Source organism: Brakhagea slesvicensis (assembly GCF_052161625.1).
GTDB lineage: Bacteria > Planctomycetota > Planctomycetia > Pirellulales > Pirellulaceae > JBKCUI01.
In genome coordinates this window covers 4,665,400-4,689,942 of the sequence record NZ_CP197412.1, presented here as the reverse complement: position 1 = coordinate 4,689,942, position 24,543 = coordinate 4,665,400, and the positions used below count along the sequence as shown (strand labels likewise).

Below are 24,543 nucleotides of genomic sequence, written 5' to 3'. Positions count from 1 at the left end.
GAAAACCGTTAGCCGCTCTGGCGCTCGCCGCGACTTCCATTGAGATCCAGGTTGGCTCCTAGCCCACCTCCCATCAATTCTGTAGAGCTTGATCCGATTGCCTTACTCTTCCGAAAGCTCCCAGATCGTCAGCAACTCGCGAAACCGCTCCCAACCCTCCAAGTACCTCTCGTCGCTCCCCTCGCTTTCAACGCTTAATTTTCGATTCCAGTGGCGAATAGAGATCGCAACAGAGCCTCGATGCAATAGCCATAAGTCCTCTGTTGTGAGCGGCAATTTCCATCCGGAAACGTCTGCATACGTCTGAATACCCGCCCGCCATTGGTCCCAAGTTATATGCAAACTTCCGAGCAGTCGAATCAAATCGAAGAGCGGAGCTTCGACTCGAGACGCACCGATATCCACAACCCACATCCGCTTCAAATCGCTTGAAACCAAAACGTTCTCTCTCCAGAGATCCCGAACGATCCAATGCTGGCGAGTTGGCCGGTGCTTCCAAGCTCGCAACAGCTGCTTCCAATCGCTCACTTCACGGGATACCGCGCGGACAAACGCTGCGTATCGCGAAGCATCCGCCTCATAGACACCTCGAACGGGTGTATCCCAGTCACCGTCTTGCAATGCATCCCAACGTTCTTGAACCCCTCGAGAGGGTTCATCGGTGCATGCGATGGTTCGGCAAACGCGATGCATTTCGCCAAGCAACTCCATCAGCTCCCCTCGCAGTTCGCAGGTCAACTGAGAGATAGATAACGGAACGCCAGGAACCCAGCTGGACAGAGTCCAATACCAATTAGCCGATTGGATTACCGTGGCCGGAAGCGGGCTATCGACCCTGGCGGATTGCACATGCCAATGCAAGGGCCGTGGAATTGGAGATTCGCTTTCATAGCCCGCATCCTGAAACTTCGTACAAGCTGTCGACCACCATCCCACTTTGTGGATCGTGGACGAAGTACTTGGCCAGGCGCGGAGGGCAAATGATCCTTCCCTGGTTACCAGCTGAAAGAGAGGCAACCCACTCATTCCGCGATGCTTCGGTTCGACAGCTTGCCAATTCTGCGCGCCGAAGCGAAACGTCAACAAGGCTCGAAGCGATTCAGGCAGGGAATCCATCGCGCCGTTTCCATCAATTCGCTCCAACGGTGAACCCGATCGCTTTCAGGGTTACTTCAGTTTCTCGACCCGGCCACCCTTGAGACGCACCAGAGCATCGCACTGGCCTGCAATCGATTCGTCATGAGTTACCATGACGATCGTGAGTCCGTGCTGCTGATTGAGGTTTCGGAGGATGCTAAGAATCGAGGCCCCTGTTTCTTGATCCAGATTCCCTGTAGGTTCATCGGCCAGCAACAGAGCCGGAGATGCGATCAATGCCCTGGCAATGGCCGTGCGCTGCATCTCCCCGCCGGAAAGCTGATTTGGTTTGTGGTTCAAGCGGTGATCGAGTCCAACCGTCTTGGCCAACTCCTTGGCTCGCTCGACGATCACTTTTCGCTTGGTCCAATAACTCCATATGCCTTGGCCAATCAAGGCAGGAGCAAGAATGTTTTCGAGCAGGGTTAGCTCGGGAAGCAAGTGGTAAAACTGGAAAATCATTCCAAGCTTGCTATTCCGAAAATGGTCGCGCTGTCGGTTGGGGACATTATCGATTCGATGTTGATCGAAATAGATTTCCCCGCTGTCGGGACGATCCAAAGTCCCCAATAGATGAAGAAGCGTACTCTTGCCGGACCCGCTCTGTCCGACGATCGCGGTCATCTTTCCCTCTTCGGCTTGGAAGTCAACTCCCTTTAAAACGTCCACTCGCATGTTGTGACGTTTGTAAGCCTTAGTGACGTGAGTCGCTTGCAAGATCACGCGCTGGGACGATGGATCGAGACGAGAAGTCTCTTCTGACTCAGCACGAACAACACGGTAGCGACTTTGCTCGAGCGACTTTGACTTGTTGGCGGTCGTGGTGGGGACAACACTATTCATATCGCAATGCCTCAACTGGGTGCATGCGCGCTGCACGAATGGATGGAAGAACACTTGCTAGAACCGCGATCAACACCGAGCCGATACTGACCCACACCAGCATCGTGGGATGGACGATCGTCGGAATCTTGTCAAAGTAATACACGGTCGGATCAAAGACCTCTCGACCGGTAACGAACTCTACTACTCTCGCAATTTCATTGATCTTCCAAACGAAAACCAATCCAACGGCCAAACCAACTCCTGCACCGACGCTCCCGAGCAATACACCGTAGCCCAGGAAAATCGCCGCAATTCCGGTTCCAGGAGCCCCGAGCGACTTGAGGACTCCAATATCGCGAGTCTTCTCCACAACGATCATGAAGAATGTCGCTAGAATGCCAAAGCCAGCGACCGCAATGATCATAAAAAGAAGGATATTGAGAATGGTCGTCTCCATCGCCACCGCAGCCAACAAGGGACCTTGCGTATCCTTCCAGGAGTTAACCGACACCATCGACTCCGGTGGAAACTCGGCCCTCAACGCATCGCGAGCCATAGCAAGATCGACGTCTGGCTTGAGCTTGATTTGAATCGACGTGACAGCTCCCATACCGGTTTGTGGATCGATCATCCCCCGAGCTTTCTGCAACGCCTGGATGGGAACAAATGCAAAGGTTGCATCGTATTCGCTCATCTTGCTTTCGTAGAAATCAACGATCGTAAAGGACTGGTCGATCGCGCGAGGCGGTGTTCCTGCATTGGGAAACGCGACACTCACGTCATCGCCTGGTCGCAAATAGAAGTGATCCTTGACTTTCCCCTCTAAGTCACGACCGCGAATGCTTCCCAAACCGATGCCTAGCACGATCCCTGTGTGCTGCTCTTTCTCTCCGTCAAACGCATAACCTTGCGTCGGCGCGGATGAAATGGATGGATTCTGATTCAAGAGATCCAGCGAAGCTTTGTTCTGGCTCGGACTCGTGAGACGTGAATCGACCTCGTCCATCACACTATTGACGACAGGCTCCGTCGCGTCCCCTCCTGTCGATTCCTTCTCAAGAACATCCGGAGTTTCCTTTGCCAACTGACTTTCGCGGATCTGCTTCTGAAGCTGTTGGTACCGTTCCAGTTCTTCACGGAACAACCGCTGCTGCTTTGCATTTTCTTTCTTCAATGCTTCTACATAGCGACGGTGTTCCCACCCAGCCGGTTGAAGCGCTTCACGCGAAGGATCGTACCCACCTTCCTGCAAACGAAACTCGAGTTGCTTTTGATTCGAAGGATGAAGGAGATACTTGCTGAAGTCGCTGACATCGGCATAAGTGGATTCATCGATACCGATCAAGTTGATCTGCTGGGTATGCGATTGTCCATTGACCGTGAAGGTCATCATCGCGGGCAAGGTGACGACCGTGGTAACTCCGGATAAGGAATCCCCTAGACGTTCATGGATGCGTTTGATGTACCAGTCAGGTTGACTCAGACCTGCTGTCGATCGCGTCTCCACGACGAGATCACTCAGAATGCCGTGCATCCGATCCTGCATCTGCGACGTGAAGCCATCCATGACGCTATTGACGACAACCAGCGTCGCAACTCCCAATGTCACCGAGACGATCGAGGCGAGCGCAATCCAACGGGTTCGCAAATAACGCCAGCAAAGAAGCAACTTGTACATCTGACCTTCCTTGGTCGGTTGGGAATGAACCAACCCAACACGAGCGACCGATGAGGTCCATCGGCCGTTCGCGCTGGGCTTCCATCCCCCACCTTACCACAACCCGATTTGCGAGAGCAAGGCAAGGTTGAAGAGGTGGGGCGAGGTGAGAGGTGAGCCAGTTCCGGCTCTCGACGCACCGAAACCACGAAAAAAGCCCGACCGAATTGGCCGGGCTTTTTTCTTGGAACCTTAACTTGGAACCTACTGTTGGACTTCGCAGCTGGACTTCGCCGCCGAGACATCCGTCGGATCGCCGGATCGACTACTTACCAACGATTTCAACCGCCGCTGGCGATTTCAGTCGGTAAACTGCAACGATTTCGATTTCAGGCTTATCTTCGAGATCGGTTTCAAACCGAATCGAACCTTTGATCTCTTTTCCAAAGTCCGTTGCTTTCGGTTTCAAGGTGAGCTGAAGTGGTTGGAGCGATTTCGGCTCGTCACCGAGCGATACCTCGACATCAAAGACATCGCTCGAAATCCTCTTGACCAGAAAATCCTTATTTCCTTTGAGCAACACCAACTGCTTCATCGACTCGTCGGGAAGAACATCCCCAAGTGCGATGGAAGATGGGGAGGCAGAAAGACCAGCCACCACGTTGGCAACCACCCGAAGAGGAACACGCGTCAGATTGCGATCATTGGTGAGGACCACGATTTCGCTTTGCAACGGACCAGACGGTGCATTCTCACTCAATTGAAGCGAGAGGTTGTATCGCACTCGGCCCGATCCACGCGAGACTTCAGTCGCAGTCGCGGTAAGAAATCCTTCGCTCGAACGGATTCCCTTGATCTGCCAATCAGGCCGACCTGCGTATTCCAACGCGACATCAACCGACTTCGACGCCCCTTGGTCGACCGTCCCAAAGGACGCCTCCCCTGGATTGAAGACCACGTCGGTGCGGACATAGCCCTTCACATGCAGCTGCACTTCACCATAAACCGGCTTCGTGAACGTGACGGTAAGGGTCGCGGCCCGTTGGCCTGTATGAGTGCCCGTATTGAACTTCGCTAAGATACTGCCACGGCCTTTAGCGGGCACCTCGTGCGTCTCGACGATCGGGGTGGTGCAACCACACGACGTCCGGACACTCTGAACATGCAATGTCTGCGGGAAGGGGTTCTCGAAGTAGAAGCGATGCTCGGTCTTCGCAGCTCTCGCAACGGTACCGAAATCATGAGAATGGGACGCGAACATACTCGATAACTGCGTCGCGAACGTGGGGCTAACCCACATAGCGACAATCGCTGTCGCTGCGGCCAAGGAACGCATTGATCTATCTCCACGGATAATGGAATGGGAAGTTTCCGGCTCCCAACTGGACATTTGTATTTACTTCGCCCAACAATCAGGAGAAGCCATGATTCGCACAAGACAGATTTGGAGCGGCTTGGCGAGCTCAAAAGTGCAGCGGGACGTTTGGAGGGGACCGGAGCGAGCAATATCTCGCACTTCGGTTATCAGCATTTCCAACCCGTTACCCTGATCGGATTGCAAGCAATTTCGGTGAAAGCTCTCAAGTTCCAATACCCAGCCCGAAAGTGGAGCAATCTTTCACCGCATCGCACGGGTTACCCAGTCGCTTCAAACGCCCTACCCAGCTTCTCTTGCTTTCCCGAATTCTATTTGTTATCCACGCCTTTGAACAAGTGGAAATGGGAGGTCCACGCCTCCTTGACGGAAGAATTCGCTCCACGATAGGCCCCGTGCCCGCGTTATAACTCCCAGAGTGACGGTGTTATCTTGACATTCAAAGCCATTCATCTTTCCACGACCGTTCTTGTGTGGGCTTTGTTGGTGAGTATCGTCGGCTGCCGATCGAGCATGGGCCCCAACGGAACCGGAGTCTCCCTGTTTCAGCAAGGCAGGTATGCCGAAGCTCTTCAGGTCTTCCAGCAAGCCAAACAGGTGGACCCCGCCAATCCGGATGTCCATTACAACCTCGCATCCACCTACCACCGCCTCGGGGTGAATGCGAAAGATACCAAGATGATGGAAACAGCCGAGGCACTCTACAACCAGTGCTTGGATCTCGCCCCCAACCATGTGGATTGCCACCGGGGACTGGCCGTACTCCTCGTGGACACCGGACGATCGGACCGAGCCTTCGCTCTCCTTAAGAACTGGACGCAACGAAGCCCAACCCTTTCGGATGCCAGAGTTGAACTGGCACGTCTACACCAGGAATTCAATCAATCTAAAGTCGCCGAACAGTACCTCGACGAAGCTCTCGCGATGGACCCACGCAATCCCAACGCGTGGGCGGCCAAGGGAAAGCTGCGAGAAAACTCCGGCGAACTGATGCAAGCGGTCCAAAACTACCAACAAAGCTTGGCGATCAACGCGAGCCAACCCGATCTCTACCAAAGAATCAGCGCTCTCAACGTTCGGATCGCACAAGGGACGCCGAACCCGAATAACCCAAATGTGATCGCTGGAAACGCAGGTGCACCCGGCAACAACACATCTCCCTCCAACGAACCAAAACGCTACTAGCCGACGATCAGAACAAACGGTTGTACCCGTTCAAGGCAGCGACTCGATAAGCCTCCGCCATCGTCGGATAGTTAAACGTGGTATTGATGAAGTACTCGAGCGTGTTCAGCGGAGCCGGCTGCTTCATGATCGCCTGGCCGATGTGAATGATTTCGGAAGCATTAGGCCCGAAACAATGAACTCCCAGAATTTCCAACGTCTCGCGATGGAACAGGAGTTTAAGCATCCCTAGCGCACGCCCGGTGATCTGGGCCCTCGCTAAACTCTTGAACTGGGAATGCCCCACTTCATACGGAACCTTCGCTTCCGTAAGCTCTCGTTCGGTTCGACCGATGGAACTGATTTCCGGGCTGGTGTAGATCCCTGTAGGGATATCGGAAAGCTTGACATGACTAACCGTCCCCTCGATGTGCTGGGCGGCCGATCTGCCCTGCATGTATGCAGCACTCGCTAGCGACGGGTAGCCGATGACATCCCCTACCGCGTACACGTTTTCGCATGTGGTTCGGAAATTCTCGTCGACCGGAATCACCCCTCGCGAGTTTGCTTGAATGCCAACCGCATCGAGTTGAAGGCCATCGATATTTCCAGTCCTACCGTTCGCCCAAAGAAGAATATCGGTTTTGACCTGCTTGCCGCTTTCCAGTGACAACACCACGCCATCGTCGCGAGGTTCGATCTTGGAGAAGGTTTCGTTGTGCCGGATCACAACCCCCGAATCTCGCATTTGATAACTCAAAGCATCGATGATCTCATCGTCGAGAAACTCAAGCAGCTTGGCACGGGTATTGACCAGGTTTACCTTAATACCCAAGTTTCGGAACATCGACGCATACTCGCATCCAATCACGCCTGCACCATAAATCGTGATCGACTGAGGCTTGAATGCGAGATCGAGGATTGTGTCGCTATCGAATATTCGGGGATGGGAGAAATCGACCCCATTTGGGCGATAGGGCCGGGATCCGGTTGCTATCACTACGTAATCCCCTCGAAGCCGGGTATCCGCGTCGACCTCGATCGTGTTGGGATCCAAAAACCGAGCTTTGCCGTGAAAGACCGGCACATTGTTTCGCTCATAAAATGTCTGGCGCATCGATACTTGTTTAGAAATAATCGATTTGCTGCTCGCTCGCAGTTGGGCAAAGGTCGGATTGAGATGAACACCGAGCTCTTTCACGATCGGATTGTTCATCGCTTCCATGACGCTGTAAATGGAAAACCGAAGCGCCTTGCTCGGAATGGTTCCCCAGTGCGTGCAGCCACCTCCGATTCGATCATAAGCCTCGACGACCGCCACCCGCTTGCCACCTTTAGATGCTTGCATAGCGGCTCCTTCCCCTCCGGGGCCGGTTCCAATCACCACAACATCGAAACTGCGTTCAGTCACTTTGCGATTTCCTTTCCATCGATAGCTTCAGGAAGGCTAGCCTGCCCACCTATCCATCATCCGAGAAAACTTTTCACCGGATAAAAACTGTCCGCCCGAGAAAACACGATTTCTTGGGCCGTACTACCAAGGCCTCGAGGTGATTACCCCCTCTTCAGGACTGCTCGCAGTTGCGTACAGTCGCTTCGGAATTCGGCCGGAGAGGAAAGCAAGTCGTCCAGCCATGGCGGCATGCTTCATCGCCGAAGCCATGGTGATAGGGTCCCTCGCATGTGCGATTGCGGTATTGAGCAACACCCCATCGGCCCCCAACTCAAACGCGGTCGCTACGTCGCTGGCCGTTCCAACGCCTGCATCCACAATGACGGGATAGTCGGGGTCGTCCCCTTTGAGGTACTCGAGAATGATCTTCAAGTTGTTAGGATTCAATATCCCTTGCCCGGAACCAATCGGAGAACCTGCGGGCATCACGCTCGTGGCTCCTGCGGCCTTCAATCGGACCGCCATGATCGGGTCGTCGCTAGTATAGCAAAGGACTTGAAACCCTTCGTCGACCAACCGCTTGCAAGCCTCCAACGTGGCGATCGGGTCGGGAAGCAATGTCTTGGTATCTCCGAGCACTTCGAGCTTGACCCAGTCGGCTCCCGGATTTCCAAGCGAAGTGAGAATCTCTCGCCCAAGCCTGGCTACCCGGACCGCATCGGTTGCATTGAAACAACCCGCGGTATTCGGAAGCAACGTAAATCGCGTCCAGTCGATGTAATCGAGCAGGTTCTTACCCTCTCGATCATAAAGCTTCTCACGACGCACAGCGACCGTGACACAATCGCTTCCACTGGCCAACAACGAATCGCGCATGATCGCGTTGGTGTCATACTTTCCTGTCCCGACAATCAGCCGGCTAGCAAGCCTGTGCTTGCCAACCTGAAAGCTGGAATCCACAACCGATGGATGCGTCGATGCACTGTCGGGAGATAGGCTGTCTTGAGAGGCAACATCCTCGCCTGCAGGCGGGGACTGAATTGCGGTGGTATCCGTGCTAGGAACGGACTCGGACATCTCAACCTCCTCCTACCAAAGTGACAACCTCGACACGATCTCCATCCCGAAGGAAGTAAGTTTCGTATTCCGGTTTGGGGAGAATGTCCAAGTTAATTTCGACGGCACAAAACCGACTCTCCACGCCAAATCGCTCCAGAAGCTGCAAAAGTGTCGTATCCGGATCGATCGATTGGGGCTCGCCGTTGAATTGAATTTGAATCATGAGGCAACCAAAGAGTGCGGGGCCTTGCCGCGACGCAGATAGTCCAATCCTCCCCGCTCACGGCCTTGATCAGGAGTATATCCGCCGAGCCGTATCTCGTCACATCCAACTCGGCGGGATCCCCTGCCGGTTCGATCGAAAAGAAGAAAGGGCGAGAATCCTGGCAAGCCCTTGTCGTGGTCCTGCCAAACTTCTCACCCTTCCTTCGCCTGCGTTATGCGAATGGATGGCACGGCCGAGCATGCCACAGCCTGCTATCCCCCTCTCTCATTCCGACCACCAAGGTGATCCGAAGGGAATCGAATTGTAAACAGGAATGCCGTGGTAAGATGCGTAAAACGTCGGCCCTGCGTAATTGCGTCGTGGGAACTGAAGCGATGCGGGCACCATCCCTTGCGAAGAACTCAGCACGGGGTGTGCGTAATCGTACCCGATCGACTCGTAATAACGAGCGATCGCGACTCGATGGGCTTCTTGCTCCCGAGCCCTGGCAACGATGTATTGATGCGCGGGATTGGGTTCGAACCGAGCCCATCCCGGCACTAACTTTTTGTCAGAGGGAGAACCGCCGGTTAATGGCTCTTTCTGTTGTCCGTAGACCGTCGACGAGAGCAGAAGGGGGGCGATGACAATGGCGAAACGAAAAAGGCGCATGGATGGTTCCTTGAACAACTGGGTTCTCCATCCATGGAATGCCACGAAGACTCTTCGTCGGCTCACGGGCCTACTCCATAGGCCCACCAAGAGTCTGGTATCGGAAGATCGATCGGCTGCGCCCAAGCATTTTTGCCTGCTTCCGAATAACCCCTACCACCCCTATTCGTTACACTGTAGGCCTGCTCTCGGTTCCGATCCCCCCAGAGCGTCGCGTTTCCTTGCCACCGTCTTCTTCTCAAGAACAACCTGATGCACCACTCCCCATTCCGCTTCTTTGTCCAAAGCTCGATTGCACTGGGTAGCATGCTGGGGATTGGTTCCCTTTTTATTCTCCAAGAACCCCCGTCTCCTCCATCCGAACCTCTCCCCGCGCTCTCACCATCCACTCCTCCGGTCGATCTGGAAAACGATCCGGTGTTTCAAGAGATCAAGAAGGCCTTTATGCCACGGGAGAGCTCCCCGTCCCCATCGCAGGAGCCATCGAACCAAACCACCACTTTCCTCCCAGATGCACAATGGCACGCGGTCGAGCATCTCCTGCGCGCGGCGCGGGAATTGGAATCGGTCGAACAAGACCACATCGAAAACGGACACTCTGATCGAGCCTCTAAAACCCGCTCATCGATTCAGCAAATTCGATCTACCGCACGGGCGCTGCTGGCGGAATAGCACCGAACACAAGCCAGCACTCTACTTCAATCGCTTGCTTAACGCGGCCGAACTGCTTTTCTCAATGCGTCCAGCAACGGGCGTTTCGATGCGGACTCCTCCGCCGACGTGGGGGATTCATCCGTCTTCTTCGCATCCCCAGAAGATTGCTTGCGCCGATCTCGAATGGATTTCAACATCTCTGCAGCAGCCGCAATCGCTTCATCAGCCTGCCCTTCGGCGACGTTGCCGAGGGAGCCAACGATGTTGCTAAGGATCGGCGCGTCCCCCTCCAGTTGGCCTGCCATCATAGCAAGTACCAGGCCGGAGTCCTTCCGCATCAAATTCCAATCCACTTGAGGTTGATCCAATGTGCCACCCACAGGTACTCGAAGCCTTGGTACGCCAAGCTCCTTGACTTTGTCCCGCATCGCGATTTGTTCGACCGGCACGGGGACTAACAGAGTCATGTCGAGCGAACGATCCTCGATGCCGACAGACCCGGAGGACGAGAATTGCAATCTCTCATCGACCTTGGGCAATCCTGCCTCCAATCCACTGTGAAATACGCGGCGATCTTGGATAGCAACCTCGATTTGCGAACCGTCGACAAACACGAGCTCCAGTGCAGCCGGCTTGTTACGAAGTCGAGCGATGAACTCAATCGCATCGATTATCATCGGTTCCGAGGGCCCCGTTCGCACTTGGTGAAGGACGATGCTCGCCTTTCCTTTGGAGTCGACAGGGTGCTCGAGTGGAATATCCATCCTTTCACTTGACAAAGAAACACGACCGTCGAACCAGGCCGATTTCGCCAAGAGCGGGACGGCCTTGCCAATTCCGAGACGGACCAATTCTTGAGTCAGCTCCACTTCATGAAGCAACGTCGTCGGCTCCACAATCACGTGAGGGTCTTCCCCGACCCCCAAATATTCGGCGGTTACATCGAATGGGGGAACGACGACCAAGGGACCTTCGACACCAGCCCGTTCGACGTGAACACTGGCCGAACGAATGGCGATTTGCAAATCGAACTTGGGGCGAGACGCCGGAGCGGAAGAAGAATTCGGTGCATCGTCTTGTTGGGAACGTTGCAAGGACTGGATCAAGCGTTCGAGATTGGACCCATCTTCCAACAACGAAATGTCCATGCGAGGCGCGATAATCTCGATCCGACCAAGTTTCCGCCCTCCCAGCAGGAATCCGAGAAGTCCTCGATCGGCACGCAGCGAGTCAATCGTGAGGAGAGCTCTGTTGGCGGATGGGGCGGAGGGTAATGAGGATGAAGGAGTGGGGAGTAGGGGATCCTGTGTGCCCCCCAAGTCGGAGAGGACGATGTCGGTGATTTCGATGGGGCGAAACCACCCGAGCTTGACCTGCCCCACTTGAAGGTGCAGTCGGTCTTGAGCGAAGGAGCGAATGAGCGGCTCGTAGACCCATTTGCTTCCGACAAAGCTTGGTGCAGCCAGGACAAGAAGCAAACCCACCGTCCCGATTGCGAGGGTCCATTTCCAACGTTTTCGGAGCATGATGGGAGTCGATTTCGTTGTGAAGGTCGATTAGAAGCGATGGCCGCGTTTCGGACCGGCTGGGCATTGCGTCAAAATCTCCGGGCCATCTTCGCGCATAAGGACAGTGTGTTCGAATTGGGCGGAAAGTTTACCGTCCTTCGTGCGCACGGTCCAATTGTCGGTCGTATCAAGCTTGGTGAAGCGGGAGCCGACATTGATCATCGGTTCGACCGTGAAGCACATACCAGGTAGCAAGCGTTCTTGGCGGCTTTTGCGATCTGGAACGTGGGGAATGTTGGGGTATTGGTGGAATCGCCGTCCCAGGCCGTGGCCGACGTATTCACGGACCACGGAAAACCCACGCTCCGTCGCCTCAGCCACGACGTTGTCGCCGATGACACTTACGGTGCATCCTGGTTCCAAAGCTGCGATGGCACGGTGCATCGCATCGAACGCGCACTGAGTGACCGCACGGGCTTCATCGGAGGCGGTCCCGACCAGAAACGTTTCCGATTGATCGCCATGCCAACCGTCGACGATCGAGGTGATATCGACGTTCACAATGTCCCCGTCTTTCAGAACGTAACTGTCCGGGATGCCGTGGCAAATCACATCGTTCACACTGGTGCAACACGATTTGGTATATCCCAAGTAACCGAGGGTAGCGGGCTGATGTTTGTGCCGGATCGTGTATTCGTGTACAAGACGATCGATTTCTTCGGTGGAAATACCTGGCTTGACGAAAGGCCGGACATAATCCATCAGCTGGGCATTGAATTCGCCCGCTCGACGCATCCCGTCGCGTTGGGACTCTGTCAGTTGAAGTTTTCTGAGATTCTGCAGCATGTCCAAGGCAAAAACCTATTTTGACAAAGTCCGAGTAGGGGAAATGGGGGGAAAAGCGTCCCAATAGCAGCAGTTTACCCCCGAAAGATTCTTTGAGCAACGAAACGCAAGCCAACGCGGGAGGGGCTTGGAATCGAAAGGCAGAAAAGTTCTCGTCTCGACGCCCGAAACTTGGAAAACGGACAGAGGAACGAGAAAAAAAGGAGAAATGGCCTAGCAAACAAAAATGCGGTCGGGTAAATATTCGCACATCGATTGGTTGCGGGGTTCACTCCCAACAGCCATCGACCGGGGTGTAGCGCAGTCTGGCTAGCGCATCTGGTTTGGGACCAGAGGGTCGTAGGTTCGAATCCTATCACCCCGATTCGCCTTCGGCGAATAGAGAGTCGAGGGGAGAAAGTAGATAGTAGAAAAACAGGATCGGAGCAGGTTTGCATCGCACTCCCCACACCGATCCAACTACAAAATCTTCTTTCTCCCTCTCTACTCGGTCTACTCTCCACTCACTACTTTCTAAAACCGCGGCCTCGCCAAACACGATCGCTGCAACCCAACGCCCCCATCTAATCGGTCCCTCTTAGCCCAGCCCTTCTCCTCCGCCCGAGAGAACTATGGCATTCGCATTCGAGAAGCTTCTCGTCTACCAAAAATCCGTCGACTTCGCTGACGCAGTCTGCACCGCCACCGAACGATTTCAACGCGGCTACGGATTCCTCGTCGATCAACTCAACCGCGCCGCGTTGTCTATCTCATCAAACATCGCCGAGGGCAACGGCCGGTTCACCAAAGCAGATCGCAAACACTTCTTCGGCATTGCACGAGGCTCCGTTCAAGAATGCGTCCCCCAACTCGAGCTCGCCAAGCGTCGAGGTTTGATCGACGAGCCCAAGCACGTCAAACTCAAATCCCAACTCGAAGAAATCTCTCGCATGCTATCCGGGTTGATCAATGGACTCGAGAACCGAGATACTTAAGGCATTCGCCGAAGGCGAATAGAGAGTAGAGGGGAGAAAGTAGATAGTAGAAAAACAGGATCGGAGCAGGTTTGCATCGCACTCCCCACACCGATCCAACTACAAAATCTTCTTTCTCCCTCTCTACTCGGTCTACTCTCCACTCACTACTTTCTAAAACCGCGGCCTCGCCAAACATGATTGCTGCAACCCAACGCCCCATCTAGCTCGTCACTTCTAGCCCATCCCTTCGCCACCTAAGGTAGCGAATTCAGGAAGATCCTCGCCTTCGGTTTGAGAGATGTCAAAGACATACACAATCCGAAACCCAAACAGGACCTTTTCGTCTGACGATGATTTGGATGAATCTGTAGCGTTGCTGCCAGACTCATCCTTCTTTTTTCGAACCAGTGGAGCGAGGATGGCTATCCCCTTCTCCCCTTTTCGAACAAATCGATTGAACTCCTTCCATTTCCCAAAGCCTGCGACATTCGAGGCATCGGGCTTTTGGGCGAAGATCAGCATGCAGTTTGAGAACGAGTACTGATGAAACCTGGCCATAGTGTCCAGATACTTCGTCAGTTTCTCGCTCTTCCCTTCCTTCAGGGCTGCCGAAAGGGATTGCAATGCTTCATCGCTAACGCGAAGCGCTTCTTCTCTGTCCATAGATCCTCCAAGTGAGCGTCGACCCGACGTTGTCGACAAAGAGTGTTCACAGGGAGCCCGTCGGTGGCTCAGACACGGAGAAACCACAGCGGAGGCAAGGTGGAGCCTTTGCTCATCGAGCAAAGCCGCAAGGAGAGCCGCAGAATGCGGGTCGGGGACCTTGCTGCTGTGGTACACTTGAAGGAGCCGCAGACGGAATGAATGAAACCATTCATGCACGCCACGGACCTCCAGGAACCGGAGTCAATGCTCAACGGTTCATGGATTCCGTAGCCAAATCATCTACCCAAGCCAAAAGAGAAAATGGCGAGAGGTTCAACGATGCGTGAAACCTTTTTAGTAGGAAGAGAGAGCCTCTCGCGCGATCAGATACCTATCCGAACTGGGATCACGGTTACTATCGCGATCCGCTTTTCACTCGTCGATCCGATCCGTTCTTTGCGCGGGGGTTGCGTTCTTGCTCCGAATTGTCACCTCGATCATTTTGCTGATAGATCCAGGTATGGGCCATATCTGCAACTTTCCCGAGCAACGGAAGCTCATCACGACCGAAGGAGGAGCTGGATTCCCAGCCCTCGTCGGTCTTATAGATTCGGCTGAAGGTCACCCCGTAACGTGTCCCAGATTCGGTCTCGTTACGCCAAATGGCAGCCTTCACCTTGCCGAGTCTAATCTCGTGAACCGGTTTGTCGTTTTGTACCATAGGGCACCTCGCTTTCTTGTTGAAAACAGGACAATCAACCGTTCACGCACCGTTGTTCTCTCAATCGCGATTCTGCGAGAAATTTATTTCTTAAGATAGGCATCTTCGATTTGAAGATTATGAAGCCGACTGGTACGTACAGATTGAGCCTCTTGCTTGACGGATGATCTCACCGATTTGACTCACTCTGACGCAAATCTGACTTGCTCGTTAATTGGGTATTTCTCTTCGCTCGCTGATAAATACCTAGATCAGACGCTCCAGAATTCATAACACTTGAGCAAAGTCCCTCGAAACAGCCGGACGGGGATGTCAGCGAGCAAATAGTTTTGACCCAGTACCGAGCAAGTAGGAATTGACCCACCAGTTGGGATTTGGAAAGGAATACGCCCTAGCTGCTGCGCAGCAGCTAGGGCGACCCAGACCACTCAGCTAACCGTCCTGGCCCCGAGGAACGCTCGGCACGCATATCTACCCTCATTCCGACAGCCTCGATGCACTGGTGTCAGTTCGCTTCCGTGCGGTGTCCGATTTTTCGGGTATCAGATAACAGGATCTGTTCAGTTGCGAATCTTCAATCGCCCATATCTTGGCAACTTCTTCTGTTTAGGACCGCAGAAGCATCGCTGGCAAAGCGCGATTTTCCCTTCTTAATATGCCTGGTACCGACTTCCTTGCGAAGCGGAATCTGCCGTCGCAACCAAGCTTCCTTACTGATGCCAAAACTCTCAATGCCCGACGGACCATCTTCACTCGCGATCGTTGCACAGACCGCAGGAAAGAAAATTTCTTCTAGATCGTGTTCAACGTCTCGCGTTCAGGGAACTTGAATACATCCAAAATATCCTTGAAACGACTCGGCTAACTCGGTCGCTGCTAGCACTTACTTTGGCAAGGGGCTCCTGATAATTGTTTCCCAACTTTCATGTGATGACCGTGTGCAAGTCGGCCGGGATTATCGTGTCCCCAGAAATTTGACCAATGAGTTTACTGTAGTATTAGCTAGAGACCACTGCTCTTACTTCTTCAAACGTAAGCCAATCTTCAAAGAGGGTGGAGAGTACCCGCATTCCTCGCTCACTAACCATCACCTTGGTCCACCAATCGTCTTTCATGCGAAATACGTCACGCTTGTTCATTATTCCTTCGAGCCGTGGACCTGCGCTTCCTCTGACGACACGTCCAATGGATTCTGGATACCAAGTCCATAGGGGCTGCAGCCGCTGCGCGACATCCGGGTCATGAATTCCATGCAAGATATACTCTTCAGGTTCGCCATTGTAAGGCAATTGCTTATCTTCCAAGTGAACGTGTCGGTCCCACTCATCCCAGCCAATTGAAACTACTTTAGCTATTTCCACCGATTGGAACTCGCCGATACCCGACAAATCACTTTCTTCAATCCGAATTTTCGCATCCTGCGTTAAAATCACGCAATTTGAAGCTAATGGAAATGTTATTGGAGGCACGAATGGTCCAGTTCGACGCAGGATTATCCGTTTATCACCATCATGGCTTTCCAAAATCCCATTTACTAGTACCGATCCATAATCTCCCCATTGTATGAATCGATTGGTTCTTCCAAGCTTAAAATACGACATAGGATCAATCTTCATCTTGACAGTTTACACCAGCTTCTTGGGCTTCTCGCATTAGGTCGTTTATCATTTTTTCTTGTTCTTGTAGTGCGTCAGACTCGGCTCGAATCCTCGCTTGCTGAACTGCATCAATTCCTTCCGCTCCGGCTAAAGCGATGTCAATAATTGGAATGTTATCTAGGACCGTCATTCCCACTGCCACACCAGTTCCAAACTCGCTCGCGCGAGCTGGATAGTCCCACACCGAAAAACCGATACTTACAATTGGGATCGACGCAAGTATCCCCTTGCCAGTCTTCTTCGCAACTGTTTTTCCGGTAACTGCTACAAGCTTTTCCGCAAGCAGTGCTCCAATCTTCTGCTTGACACGCCCTGATTTCTCAAGCCACTTCGCATGACTCCAACCCGCTTTGAATCCGCGATCCAAGATACATTTGTACTTTGGATCTGCCATCAAATCTTTCATGAACTTCTTTGCTTCGCTCAACTTCGGATCTCTGCCGTTCGCTTCACGAAAATTGTCTACCCATTTATTCCAATCACGGTTCCAGCCCGCGGTATGTAGAGCGCTATGGTCTCCGGCTCTCAAAAACCACCCATTCCAAGCTTGATCAATCTTGTCTCCGAATATGTTCCGCAGTTCCTGTGGAACTAAATGATGCCAATTTGGCGTGTTTTCCCATGTCAATCCACTCGGATCGATCCAATATGTGGGTGAGTTCCCCACGTATCGATACAGATTCGAATCCCCAGCGGCGAAGCCGATGGGGTCTTGGCTGAGCCAGCGGCCGGTTTGTGGATCGTACCAGCGAGCTCGGTTGTACTGCATTCCAATGTCGGAATCCCAGTCGCGACCGGTGTAACCAAATATACTGTCCACCGCTGCTGCGTCCGTACTCGAAATTGCGGTACCTGAGGAGTTGTAGTCTACCTCCCGAATCAGCCTACCGAAGCTATCAAAAACGTTGTGCTCGCGTACGACGCCGTTGTTGTCGAGCAAGTCCCGCACACTTCCTAAATGGTCTGTGAGAGCCCAGAGGGTCGTGCCCGCTGTGCCTGACGCGGTTGTGACATCAATCTCCATCCCTGTGCCAGAAGCGTACTGCTCGTCGGAGAGCAGTTGGTCTACCGATTCAGCCCACAGATAGCGATTAGCAAGTCGGAGCTTCTGACCTGTTCCTGCGCCGTCGGTATCGACCCAACGCTGGACTTCTTGGCCATCGGCCCAAGTGTACACTTCGTAACGATCCCATGTGCCATTGCCATCGGTATCCACTCGCTTCGCGGTTCGCTGGTCGAAGGCGTCATAGGTGTACTCCACCTGCTTAAGCGTTGCGCCGGAGGCCGAGACTTTGTCGGTCACGGTCGCTAATCGATTGCGATAATCCCAGGTGTAATCGGTTACAGTGCTATCGCTAATCTTGGTACGTCGGGTAACGTTTCCTTCGTTATCGTAGGTGTAATTGTAGGTTCCATCGGTCTGAAGCCGGTTGTGCGTACCGCTTGCTGATTGCGAAGCACCTCCAGAAGATTTGCGGTTCCCGTTCTCATCCAGATTGTACGATTCAGCCGTCGGAGAAAACGGCATCGTAAGTCCACTAATCGCGGATGTCGTCGCTGCCGTCAACTGGTCGATGATATCGTAAGTGAAATTGGTCACGAACCCATCGGCTCGCGATGCCAAGCTGGTGATCCGATTGTCCGCATCGTAGTTCAAGAAGTAGGCTGCAAACGTTCCTGTCGATGGCAAGCTTGAGGTACCGTCCCAGTTGACTCCTGCCCCCAGTTCGGTCTTCGAATGCGTAATGCTCTTGAGCCTCCCTGCCGAATCAAAGGAATGACGTGTATGGGATTCCAGATTGGCAGACGAGTTCGTAGTATCAGAGTAACGACGAACATCGGTGATCTGGGAAGCCAGATTGAATGCCGTTGTGACATGCTTGGCAGCAACCGAGTTCCCTCCGCTGACTTGCGATTGCGTGGCAGAGGTCCTGCGATTTAGGTAGTCATAGGTGTAGGTGTTGGCGAAGTCTTTGATCCCACCGGTAATATCGGTACCCGATAGAGCTCCACCGATGATGGATGCGAGTTTCGTCTGGTTGCCGACATTGTCATAATCACGGTCGAACGCAAACGACTTTCCAAGCAGGTAGGAGCTACCGGATTGGACCTCCCCTTGCAATTGGCTACGGGAATCGTAGGCAAAGGAAAAGTCGAGTGCGAGAGAGTCGGAATCGCTGATTGCCGTAAGGCGATCGATAGAATCGTAGGTGTAACCAAGAGTACGCGTCCCACCCCAGGACTCATTGGTGAGTCGGTTTCGGTTGTCGTACGTATAGGTCGTTACCCGGCTATTACGGTCGGTCAAAGTAGCAAGGTTTCCGTTGGCATCATACGAGAAAGAACGGTCCGTTCCCTTGTTCTCCGTGACGAGCTGTTCGAGCTTGTTGTAAGTATAACTGGTCGTATTGTTCAGAGGATCCACGACGCTCGTCACATTTCCGAAAACATCGAAGTTCGTGGAGGTGACCGCTCCCAGGGCGTCTACCGAAGAGGTGTTTCTGAACAATGGGTTCAAGCAGCTGCATTTGCATCTTCTTGCCCCCATTTTTTGCCAATGGATCAAGTCTCTCCTGACGTTGATCGCACAAAGAATGCCGAAGGCATAGCAGCTTGTAGCCGGCGGTTGAGCGCAAGCGACACCGCCGGTTCGTTTCATATTGGATTTTGCATCCAGAACGGATGCCAGCCGCTGCATCTCGGTAGCCGAATCATCGTCCCAGACAAGACAAGATAATGACAAAAGGTTGAACGATGCGTTAACCCTTCTTTGGCAGATTGGTGATGATGTCCTTCCAGACCTTATCAATCTTACTGCCATTATTTGAACTCGGTGGTGTACGAACCGCGGAGGGCGCGGAGGATCGCGGAGTGGAAACCGAGGCGCATTTGACAATGTTTGCCTTCCAACGCGTTGGCTGAATGCTCGCCTCCTCTCGCGTTCGATTCTCTTCTTTGCGCCGTGGCGCCGTAGCGAGAAATTCTTCACTGGCCTGGATCCGAAGAGAGTGGCGCGCCACGGCGCCAAGCTCGCCAGGGATTGAGTTGGAACACTGAGGAGGAACGTTGGGGGATGGAGAGTCTAGCCTCATAGATTCGGCTGAAGGTTACCCCGTAACGAGTTCCAGATTCGGTCTCGTTACGCCAAATGGCAGCCTTCACCTTGCCGAGTCTAATCTCGTGAACCGGTTTGTCGTTTTGTGCCATAGTGCACCTCGCTTTCTTGTTAAAAACGGGACAATCAACCGTTCACGCACCGTTGTTCTCTCAATCGAAATTCTGCGAGAAATTTGATTCTTAAGATAGGCGTCGTCGAACAAAGGCCTAACCAACCGACTGTTTATTGCTGAAAGAGTCCGTTGCTAACCAAATGGCGCGAGTTCGCCCCAATCTGGGCACTTCGTTCTTGAACACTCCTGAGGCATTTCTTATCGCTCGCTAGCAGATACCCAACTTCGTCTCTCCAGAATTCGCAACAATTCGGGAAAGTCTCTCGAAACAGCCCGAAGTCTCTACCGGTCTAATTCGGTAGTAACTGAGACCACAATTCGATCAGGGACACTTTATCGTCACTCGTGCTCTGGCTTCGCAGGGCGGGACTCGTTGCGCTCGGCGTCATCGACTACGGACGCTGCTACTTGCTCCTGTTTGAGTATAGTTCAGCGCATCACCATGTTCGACTTCGATTGACCCGATTGGTGTCTTTCGCTTCGTGTCCTTCGTCGATTCCACAGGTTTCCATGCCATCCCGCCTGTCTTCAACTCGACGTCCATGTCTCGCTATCTCAGTTCTCATCACCTCTGACTTGTGCAAACGACCCTAGTGATTCCAACCGAGAACGCTTCTGGAGGAGATGGTTTGCATCAACGGCCACTCCGATTCAAGCGAGGAACTCCGTAAATGGCGGCTGACATAGCGCGGCGATGACTATTGCCCCTAACTTGGAGAATAGCCTATCGCCGCTTTCTGAATCACTTGACGCTCGAATTGGAAGAATTACGTCAGGCACTTGTGTATACGGGCTCGGGTTCTACGGAAATTGCTCCAGAACCTATAAATAGCCATGCAAATGCCCCCCATGGAAATGGCCACTCCCTTGCAGCGACAGCAACTACGAGGTGGTCTTTGTCAACTTCGATGGCGTCCCACCAACACCAACTTCGCTTGTCGGGGTTGAGCCAATACAACCAATTCGAAAACGACCAAATTCGGTTTAACTCTTCATCTCGCTGTTGTTGTTCGGTCAGCTTTTGCCAACGCCTAAACCAATTTTCAGCTTCTTCAGGTGTCAGGTCAGCTGCGAAAGCGCTTACGAATTGTTGCGGTAGCAACTTTTTTACATCGATATTCGCATCCCATTCTGCCACTGTCAAATTTGCAATCTGTTCCAGGACGCATTTAACGAGCTTCAACACGTCGCCCGCATTTCCCCGGCAATGAACAATAAATCTAACGGTACCCAAACCAGGAACAGTGTCACTTACACGCGGACCGTGAATTAAACGACTGCGTTCACCATCTAGCGTCCACGATTGCACTCTAGAACCCCACCTTTCCTGAGCCGGATTTAATAAATCCCCTTAATTGTTCGATCTGCTCGGGTCGTAGCCCAAACTGGTCACAAGCTTTCGTCGGATCAACGATAATCGGCCTCCCTGGAAACTGTTTTGCCATACTCTCAGGCACGGCCGAAGCTCGCAATTCGTCTAAGAATTTTCTGGATACTTTAAACTGCTTGACAGAAGCGCCATCCATTCCTTGTTGCACGCGCTTTGCCAGAAACTCTTCCGCTCTCGCCCGACTTCCGAAGTTAAGAAAAAGAGTTTGCTCTCCCTGAATCGCAACTTCGCCACGTGTGCCGAGAATTACACGAGTATTTGCAAGACCTTCTACGCGGTAAACTGTCAGTACCGAGCGTGCTTGCAACGCACTCCTGACAATTCCAACTTCCGGCGCAGCGAGTAATGCAATGTTTGCAATAAACTCTGCGAATATTATGTACTGCTCAATCTTTCTTGGGTCAGAAAACTTAAACGAATTAACTGGACCAACTCGACCCAATCCAGACATTCCGTGGCACACCTGAGTTGGGATCGGTCTAGGTACCATTCCGACAGTTCGGTACGAATCGCTATTGAAGTACGAATCATCCAGATGAATCGATCCATGGCTTCCAAACGGGCTTGTACCGGGAGGTGTCGATGGTGGATCGCTCTCGCCAAACATCCAGTCCCACCATGTCTCCGCCAATCCACTTGGATCAGTCGCGCTCGTCGGCCCATTCCCCACATACCGATACAGATTCGCATCCCCTGCGGCGAAGCCGATGGGGTCTTGGCTGAGCCAGCGGCCGGTTTGTGGGTCGTACCAGCGAGCTCGGTTGTACTGCATTCCAATGTCGGAATCCCAGTCGCGACCGGTGTAGCCAAATATGCTGTCAACCGCTGCGGCGTCCGTGCTCGAAATTGCGGTACCCGAGGAGTTGTAGTCTACCTCCCGAATCAGCCTGCCGAAGCTATCAAAAACGTTATGCTCGCGTACGACGCCGTTGTTGTCGAGTAAGTCCCGTACACTTCCTAAATGGTCTGTGAGCGCCCAGAGGGTCGTGCCCGCTGTGCCTGAAGCGGTTGTGACATCAATCTCCATCCCTGTGCCAGAAGCGTACTGCTCGTCGGAGAGCAGTTGGTCTACCGATTCAGCCCACAGATAGCGATTAGCAAGTCGGAGCTTCTGACCTGTCCCTGCGCCGTCGGTATCGACCCAACGCTGGACTTCTTGGCCATCAGCCCAAGTGTACACTTCGTAGCGATCCCATGTCCCATTGCCGTCGGTGTCCACTCGCTTCGCGGTTCGCTGGTCGAAGGCGTCATAGGTGAAATTGGTCACAAACCCATCGGCTCGCGATGCCAAGCTGGTGATCCGATTGTCCGCATCATAGCTCAAGAAGTAGGCTGCGAACGTTCCTGTCGATGGCAAGCTCGAGGTACCGTCCCAGTTGACTCCTGCCCCCAGTTCGGTCTTCGAATGCGTAATGCTCTTAAGCCTGCCTGCCGAATCGAAGGAATGGCGTGTATGGGCTTCCAGATTGGCAGATGAGTTGGTCGTATCGGAGTAACGACGAACATCGGTGATCTGGGAAGCCAGATTGAATGCCGTTGTGACATGCTTGGCCGCAACCGAATTCCCTCCGCTGACTTGCGATTGCGTGGCAGTGTTCCTGCGATTTAGGTAGTCATAGGTGTAGGTATTGGCGAAGTCTTTGATCCCACCGGTGATATCGGTACCCGATAGAGCTCCACCGATGATGGATGCGAGTTTGGTCTGGTTGCCGACATTGTCATAATCACGATCGAACGCGAACGACTTGCCAAGCAGGTAGGAGCTTCCGGATTGGACTTCCCCCTGCAGTTGGCTGCGGGAATCGTACGCAAAGGAAAAGTCGAGCGCGAGAGAGTCGGAATCGCTGATTGCCGTAAGTCGATCGATGGAATCGTAGGTGTAACCGAGAGTACGCGTCCCACCCCAGGACTCATTGGTGAGTCGGTTTCGGTTGTCGTACGTATAGGTCGTTACACGGCTATTTCGGTCGGTCAAAGTAGCAAGGTTTCCGTTGGCATCATACGAGAAAGAACGGTCCGTTCCCTTGTTCTCCGTGACGAGCTGTTGGAGCATGTTGTAAGTATAACTGGTCGTATTGTTCAGAGGGTCTACGACGCTGGTCACATTTCCGAAAACATCGAAGTTCGTGGAGGTGACCGCTCCCAGGGCGTCTACCGAAGACGTGTTTCTGAACAATGGGTTCAAGCAGCTGCATTTGCATCTTCTTGCCCCCATCTTCTTGCCCATGGTTCCAGTCTTTCTACCCGTTGATCGCACAAAGAATGCCGAAGGCATAGCAGCTTGTAGCCGGAGGTTGAGCTCAAGCGACGCCGCCGGTTCGTTCCGTCTTGGATTGCGCATCCAGAGCGGATGCTAGCCGCTGCATCTCCTTAGCCGAATCATCGCTCCATCCCTGATAAAATAATGACAAATGGTTGAACGATGCGTGAACCCTTCTTGCTGATAGATCCAGGTGTGGGCCATATCTGCAACTTTCCCGAGCAACGGAAGCTCATCACGACCGAAGGAGGAGCTGGATTCCCAGCCTTCGTCGGTCTTATAGATTCGACTGAAGGTTACCCCGTAACGAGTTCCAGATTCGGTCTCGTTACGCCAAATGGCAGCCTTCACCTTGCCGAGTCTAATCTCGTGAACCGGTTTGTCGTTTTGTGCCATAAGGCACCTCGCTTTCTTATTGAAAACAGGACAATCAACCGTTCACGCACCGTTGTTCTCTCAATCGAAATTCTGCGAGAAATTTGATTCTTAAGATAGGCGACTTCAAACACTAGCCCAAAAAACCAACTGTTTCGTACTCAACGAGTCAATTGCTTACCAAATTGCGACGATTTGGTTCGTAGCTGGGCAATTCGTTCTTGAGCATTAAGGAATGCATTTCTCATTGCACGCTGAAATCAAAATGGAATCTTCCGAACTCGCAATCATTCGGCACAGTCCCTCGAAACAGACCGAAATCTCTACAGGTAGTAACTACGACCACAACTCGGTCAGGGAAACGTACAGGCCAAATCAATTGAGTTTGGTCAAACGGGTCCTCGTGTCGAAAAGGCTGGGAATCAATGACCTACGTGTGCCGTGGCGTCGAAATGACTCGCTAGTATAAATCCTTCTTGGCAACGACCACTATTTCCCAAGGAGCAAGCCGCCTCGTCGTCTTGGAGTACGAAACCAAAACAATGGGAGGCCTACTTCCGCACAAATACCGCCATGGACGTGAAGATGATGTCGGAAACGGTGGCAGCAAGGTGGGCTATTGAGGAGTCCTTCCCCGATCTGAAGGAAGTCTTGCATGCAGGGGAGCAATAAGTTCGAATTGCGTGATCAGACTTGGCTTGCTGTCAATTGAAATACTGTAAGTGCTCGTTGGTTGAACGTGAGTCTCAGGATGTTCCAGGCACCGATCTAATGGACCGAATCGACCGCCCTTGGGACAATCCTGACCGACGA

20 protein-coding genes, 1 tRNA gene and 1 pseudogene are annotated in these 24,543 nt (G+C 53.0%); 4 read left to right on the top strand and 18 right to left on the bottom strand.

What is annotated here, in order from left to right; all coding sequences use genetic code 11:
- Positions 1-102 precede the first annotated feature (102 nt).
- The 4 genes from SH467x_RS17740 to SH467x_RS17725 form a co-directional block, all read right to left on the bottom strand.
- Positions 103-1,116 (bottom strand): phosphotransferase, encoded by a 1,014-nt coding sequence (locus SH467x_RS17740; RefSeq protein ID WP_482368432.1) that lies wholly within the window; start codon positions 1,114-1,116, stop codon positions 103-105.
- A 51-nt stretch (positions 1,117-1,167) separates the two neighbouring features.
- Positions 1,168-1,980, bottom strand: a complete 813-nt coding sequence (locus SH467x_RS17735) for an ABC transporter ATP-binding protein (protein WP_482368431.1) — start codon at positions 1,978-1,980, stop codon at positions 1,168-1,170.
- Positions 1,973-3,640, bottom strand: a complete 1,668-nt coding sequence (locus SH467x_RS17730; RefSeq protein ID WP_482368430.1) for an ABC transporter permease — start codon at positions 3,638-3,640, stop codon at positions 1,973-1,975. Before SH467x_RS17730 ends, SH467x_RS17735 begins: the two co-directional genes overlap by 8 nt.
- 304 nt (positions 3,641-3,944) lie before the next feature.
- Positions 3,945-4,955, bottom strand: coding sequence for a DUF1573 domain-containing protein (locus tag SH467x_RS17725; protein WP_482368429.1), 1,011 nt, complete (start codon positions 4,953-4,955; stop codon positions 3,945-3,947).
- 471 nt (positions 4,956-5,426) lie between these two features.
- Here SH467x_RS17725 and SH467x_RS17720 point away from each other — a divergent pair, with 471 nt between their 5' ends.
- Positions 5,427-6,179, top strand: a complete 753-nt coding sequence (locus SH467x_RS17720; protein WP_482368428.1) for a tetratricopeptide repeat protein — start codon at positions 5,427-5,429, stop codon at positions 6,177-6,179.
- 7 nt (positions 6,180-6,186) lie between these two features.
- On the opposite strand, the gene sthA is transcribed toward SH467x_RS17720, so the two are convergent.
- The 4 genes from sthA to SH467x_RS17700 form a co-directional block, all read right to left on the bottom strand.
- Positions 6,187-7,569 (bottom strand): Si-specific NAD(P)(+) transhydrogenase, encoded by a 1,383-nt coding sequence (sthA, locus tag SH467x_RS17715; RefSeq protein WP_482368427.1) that lies wholly within the window; start codon positions 7,567-7,569, stop codon positions 6,187-6,189.
- A gap of 123 nt (positions 7,570-7,692) precedes the next feature.
- A complete protein-coding gene (locus SH467x_RS17710; RefSeq protein ID WP_482368426.1) occupies positions 7,693-8,628 on the bottom strand; it encodes a thiazole synthase in 936 nt (311 codons plus the stop codon).
- Between the two features lies 1 nt (position 8,629).
- The gene (gene thiS, locus SH467x_RS17705) at positions 8,630-8,833 is read right to left on the bottom strand and encodes a sulfur carrier protein ThiS (protein WP_482368425.1); all 204 of its coding nucleotides are present in this window, start codon (positions 8,831-8,833) and stop codon (positions 8,630-8,632) included.
- Positions 8,834-9,100: 267 nt separating this feature from the next.
- Positions 9,101-9,487, bottom strand: a complete 387-nt coding sequence (locus SH467x_RS17700) for a hypothetical protein (RefSeq protein WP_482368424.1) — start codon at positions 9,485-9,487, stop codon at positions 9,101-9,103.
- A gap of 252 nt (positions 9,488-9,739) precedes the next feature.
- Between SH467x_RS17700 and SH467x_RS17695 the strand changes: the two genes are divergently transcribed.
- Positions 9,740-10,159 (top strand): hypothetical protein, encoded by a 420-nt coding sequence (locus SH467x_RS17695; protein ID WP_482368423.1) that lies wholly within the window; start codon positions 9,740-9,742, stop codon positions 10,157-10,159.
- A 38-nt stretch (positions 10,160-10,197) separates the two neighbouring features.
- Here the strand turns inward: SH467x_RS17695 and SH467x_RS17690 are convergent, their stop codons facing one another.
- Together SH467x_RS17690 and map are read right to left on the bottom strand one after the other, a co-directional pair.
- On the bottom strand, positions 10,198-11,667 hold the full coding sequence (locus SH467x_RS17690) for a hypothetical protein (RefSeq protein ID WP_482368422.1): 1,470 nt from the start codon (positions 11,665-11,667) through the stop codon (positions 10,198-10,200).
- A 30-nt stretch (positions 11,668-11,697) separates the two neighbouring features.
- The gene (gene map / locus SH467x_RS17685; RefSeq protein ID WP_482368421.1) at positions 11,698-12,495 is read right to left on the bottom strand and encodes a type I methionyl aminopeptidase; all 798 of its coding nucleotides are present in this window, start codon (positions 12,493-12,495) and stop codon (positions 11,698-11,700) included.
- A gap of 289 nt (positions 12,496-12,784) precedes the next feature.
- Here map and SH467x_RS17680 point away from each other — a divergent pair.
- Positions 12,785-12,859, top strand: a tRNA-Pro gene (locus SH467x_RS17680).
- A 247-nt stretch (positions 12,860-13,106) separates the two neighbouring features.
- Positions 13,107-13,469 carry a four helix bundle protein gene (locus tag SH467x_RS17675; protein WP_482368420.1) on the top strand — a complete coding sequence of 121 codons (363 nt, stop codon included), beginning with the start codon at positions 13,107-13,109 and terminating at the stop codon, positions 13,467-13,469.
- A 216-nt stretch (positions 13,470-13,685) separates the two neighbouring features.
- On the opposite strand, the gene SH467x_RS17670 is transcribed toward SH467x_RS17675, so the two are convergent.
- From SH467x_RS17670 to SH467x_RS17635, 8 genes and pseudogenes are all read right to left on the bottom strand, one after another.
- Positions 13,686-14,114, bottom strand: coding sequence for an ArdC family protein (locus SH467x_RS17670; protein WP_482368419.1), 429 nt, complete (start codon positions 14,112-14,114; stop codon positions 13,686-13,688).
- Between the two features lie 397 nt (positions 14,115-14,511).
- Entirely contained in the window at positions 14,512-14,817 is a 306-nt protein-coding gene (locus tag SH467x_RS17665; protein WP_482368418.1) for a hypothetical protein, read from the bottom strand.
- Positions 14,818-15,391: 574 nt separating this feature from the next.
- Positions 15,392-15,619 (bottom strand): annotated as a pseudogene (locus SH467x_RS17660) (transposase family protein); the annotation flags it as partial.
- 196 nt (positions 15,620-15,815) lie between these two features.
- Positions 15,816-16,433: a hypothetical protein gene (locus SH467x_RS17655; RefSeq protein ID WP_482368417.1), complete on the bottom strand. Its 618-nt coding sequence runs from the start codon at positions 16,431-16,433 to the stop codon at positions 15,816-15,818.
- Positions 16,423-17,499: an RHS repeat domain-containing protein gene (locus SH467x_RS17650; RefSeq protein WP_482371391.1), complete on the bottom strand. Its 1,077-nt coding sequence runs from the start codon at positions 17,497-17,499 to the stop codon at positions 16,423-16,425. Before SH467x_RS17650 ends, SH467x_RS17655 begins: the two co-directional genes overlap by 11 nt.
- Before the next feature lie 1,961 nt (positions 17,500-19,460).
- Positions 19,461-19,682, bottom strand: coding sequence for a hypothetical protein (locus tag SH467x_RS17645; RefSeq protein WP_482368416.1), 222 nt, complete (start codon positions 19,680-19,682; stop codon positions 19,461-19,463).
- Positions 19,683-21,015: 1,333 nt separating this feature from the next.
- Complete coding sequence (locus SH467x_RS17640; protein WP_482368415.1) at positions 21,016-23,280, bottom strand: RHS repeat-associated core domain-containing protein; 2,265 nt, start codon at positions 23,278-23,280, stop codon at positions 21,016-21,018.
- A 168-nt stretch (positions 23,281-23,448) separates the two neighbouring features.
- The gene (locus SH467x_RS17635; protein WP_482368414.1) at positions 23,449-23,751 is read right to left on the bottom strand and encodes a hypothetical protein; all 303 of its coding nucleotides are present in this window, start codon (positions 23,749-23,751) and stop codon (positions 23,449-23,451) included.
- Between the last annotated feature and the right edge of the window lie 792 nt (positions 23,752-24,543).

Bases quoted from the DNA above. Each gene is read 5' to 3' on its own strand.
- SH467x_RS17740 (WP_482368432.1), bottom strand. From the start codon at position 1,116: ATGGATTCCCTGCCTGAATCGCTTCGAGCCTTGTTGACGTTTCGCTTC.
- SH467x_RS17735 (WP_482368431.1), bottom strand. From the start codon at position 1,980: ATGAATAGTGTTGTCCCCACCACGACCGCCAACAAGTCAAAGTCGCTC.
- SH467x_RS17730 (WP_482368430.1), bottom strand. From the start codon at position 3,640: ATGTACAAGTTGCTTCTTTGCTGGCGTTATTTGCGAACCCGTTGGATT.
- SH467x_RS17725 (WP_482368429.1), bottom strand. From the start codon at position 4,955: ATGCGTTCCTTGGCCGCAGCGACAGCGATTGTCGCTATGTGGGTTAGC.
- SH467x_RS17710 (WP_482368426.1), bottom strand. From the start codon at position 8,628: ATGTCCGAGTCCGTTCCTAGCACGGATACCACCGCAATTCAGTCCCCG.
- thiS (WP_482368425.1), bottom strand. From the start codon at position 8,833: ATGATTCAAATTCAATTCAACGGCGAGCCCCAATCGATCGATCCGGAT.
- SH467x_RS17700 (WP_482368424.1), bottom strand. From the start codon at position 9,487: ATGCGCCTTTTTCGTTTCGCCATTGTCATCGCCCCCCTTCTGCTCTCG.
- SH467x_RS17695 (WP_482368423.1), top strand. From the start codon at position 9,740: ATGCACCACTCCCCATTCCGCTTCTTTGTCCAAAGCTCGATTGCACTG.
- SH467x_RS17690 (WP_482368422.1), bottom strand. From the start codon at position 11,667: ATGCTCCGAAAACGTTGGAAATGGACCCTCGCAATCGGGACGGTGGGT.
- map (WP_482368421.1), bottom strand. From the start codon at position 12,495: ATGCTGCAGAATCTCAGAAAACTTCAACTGACAGAGTCCCAACGCGAC.
- SH467x_RS17675 (WP_482368420.1), top strand. From the start codon at position 13,107: ATGGCATTCGCATTCGAGAAGCTTCTCGTCTACCAAAAATCCGTCGAC.
- SH467x_RS17670 (WP_482368419.1), bottom strand. From the start codon at position 14,114: ATGGACAGAGAAGAAGCGCTTCGCGTTAGCGATGAAGCATTGCAATCC.
- SH467x_RS17665 (WP_482368418.1), bottom strand. From the start codon at position 14,817: ATGGTACAAAACGACAAACCGGTTCACGAGATTAGACTCGGCAAGGTG.
- SH467x_RS17655 (WP_482368417.1), bottom strand. From the start codon at position 16,433: ATGAAGATTGATCCTATGTCGTATTTTAAGCTTGGAAGAACCAATCGA.
- SH467x_RS17650 (WP_482371391.1), bottom strand. From the start codon at position 17,499: ATGGAGATTGATGTCACAACCGCGTCAGGCACAGCGGGCACGACCCTC.
- SH467x_RS17645 (WP_482368416.1), bottom strand. From the start codon at position 19,682: ATGGCACAAAACGACAAACCGGTTCACGAGATTAGACTCGGCAAGGTG.
- SH467x_RS17635 (WP_482368414.1), bottom strand. From the start codon at position 23,751: ATGGCACAAAACGACAAACCGGTTCACGAGATTAGACTCGGCAAGGTG.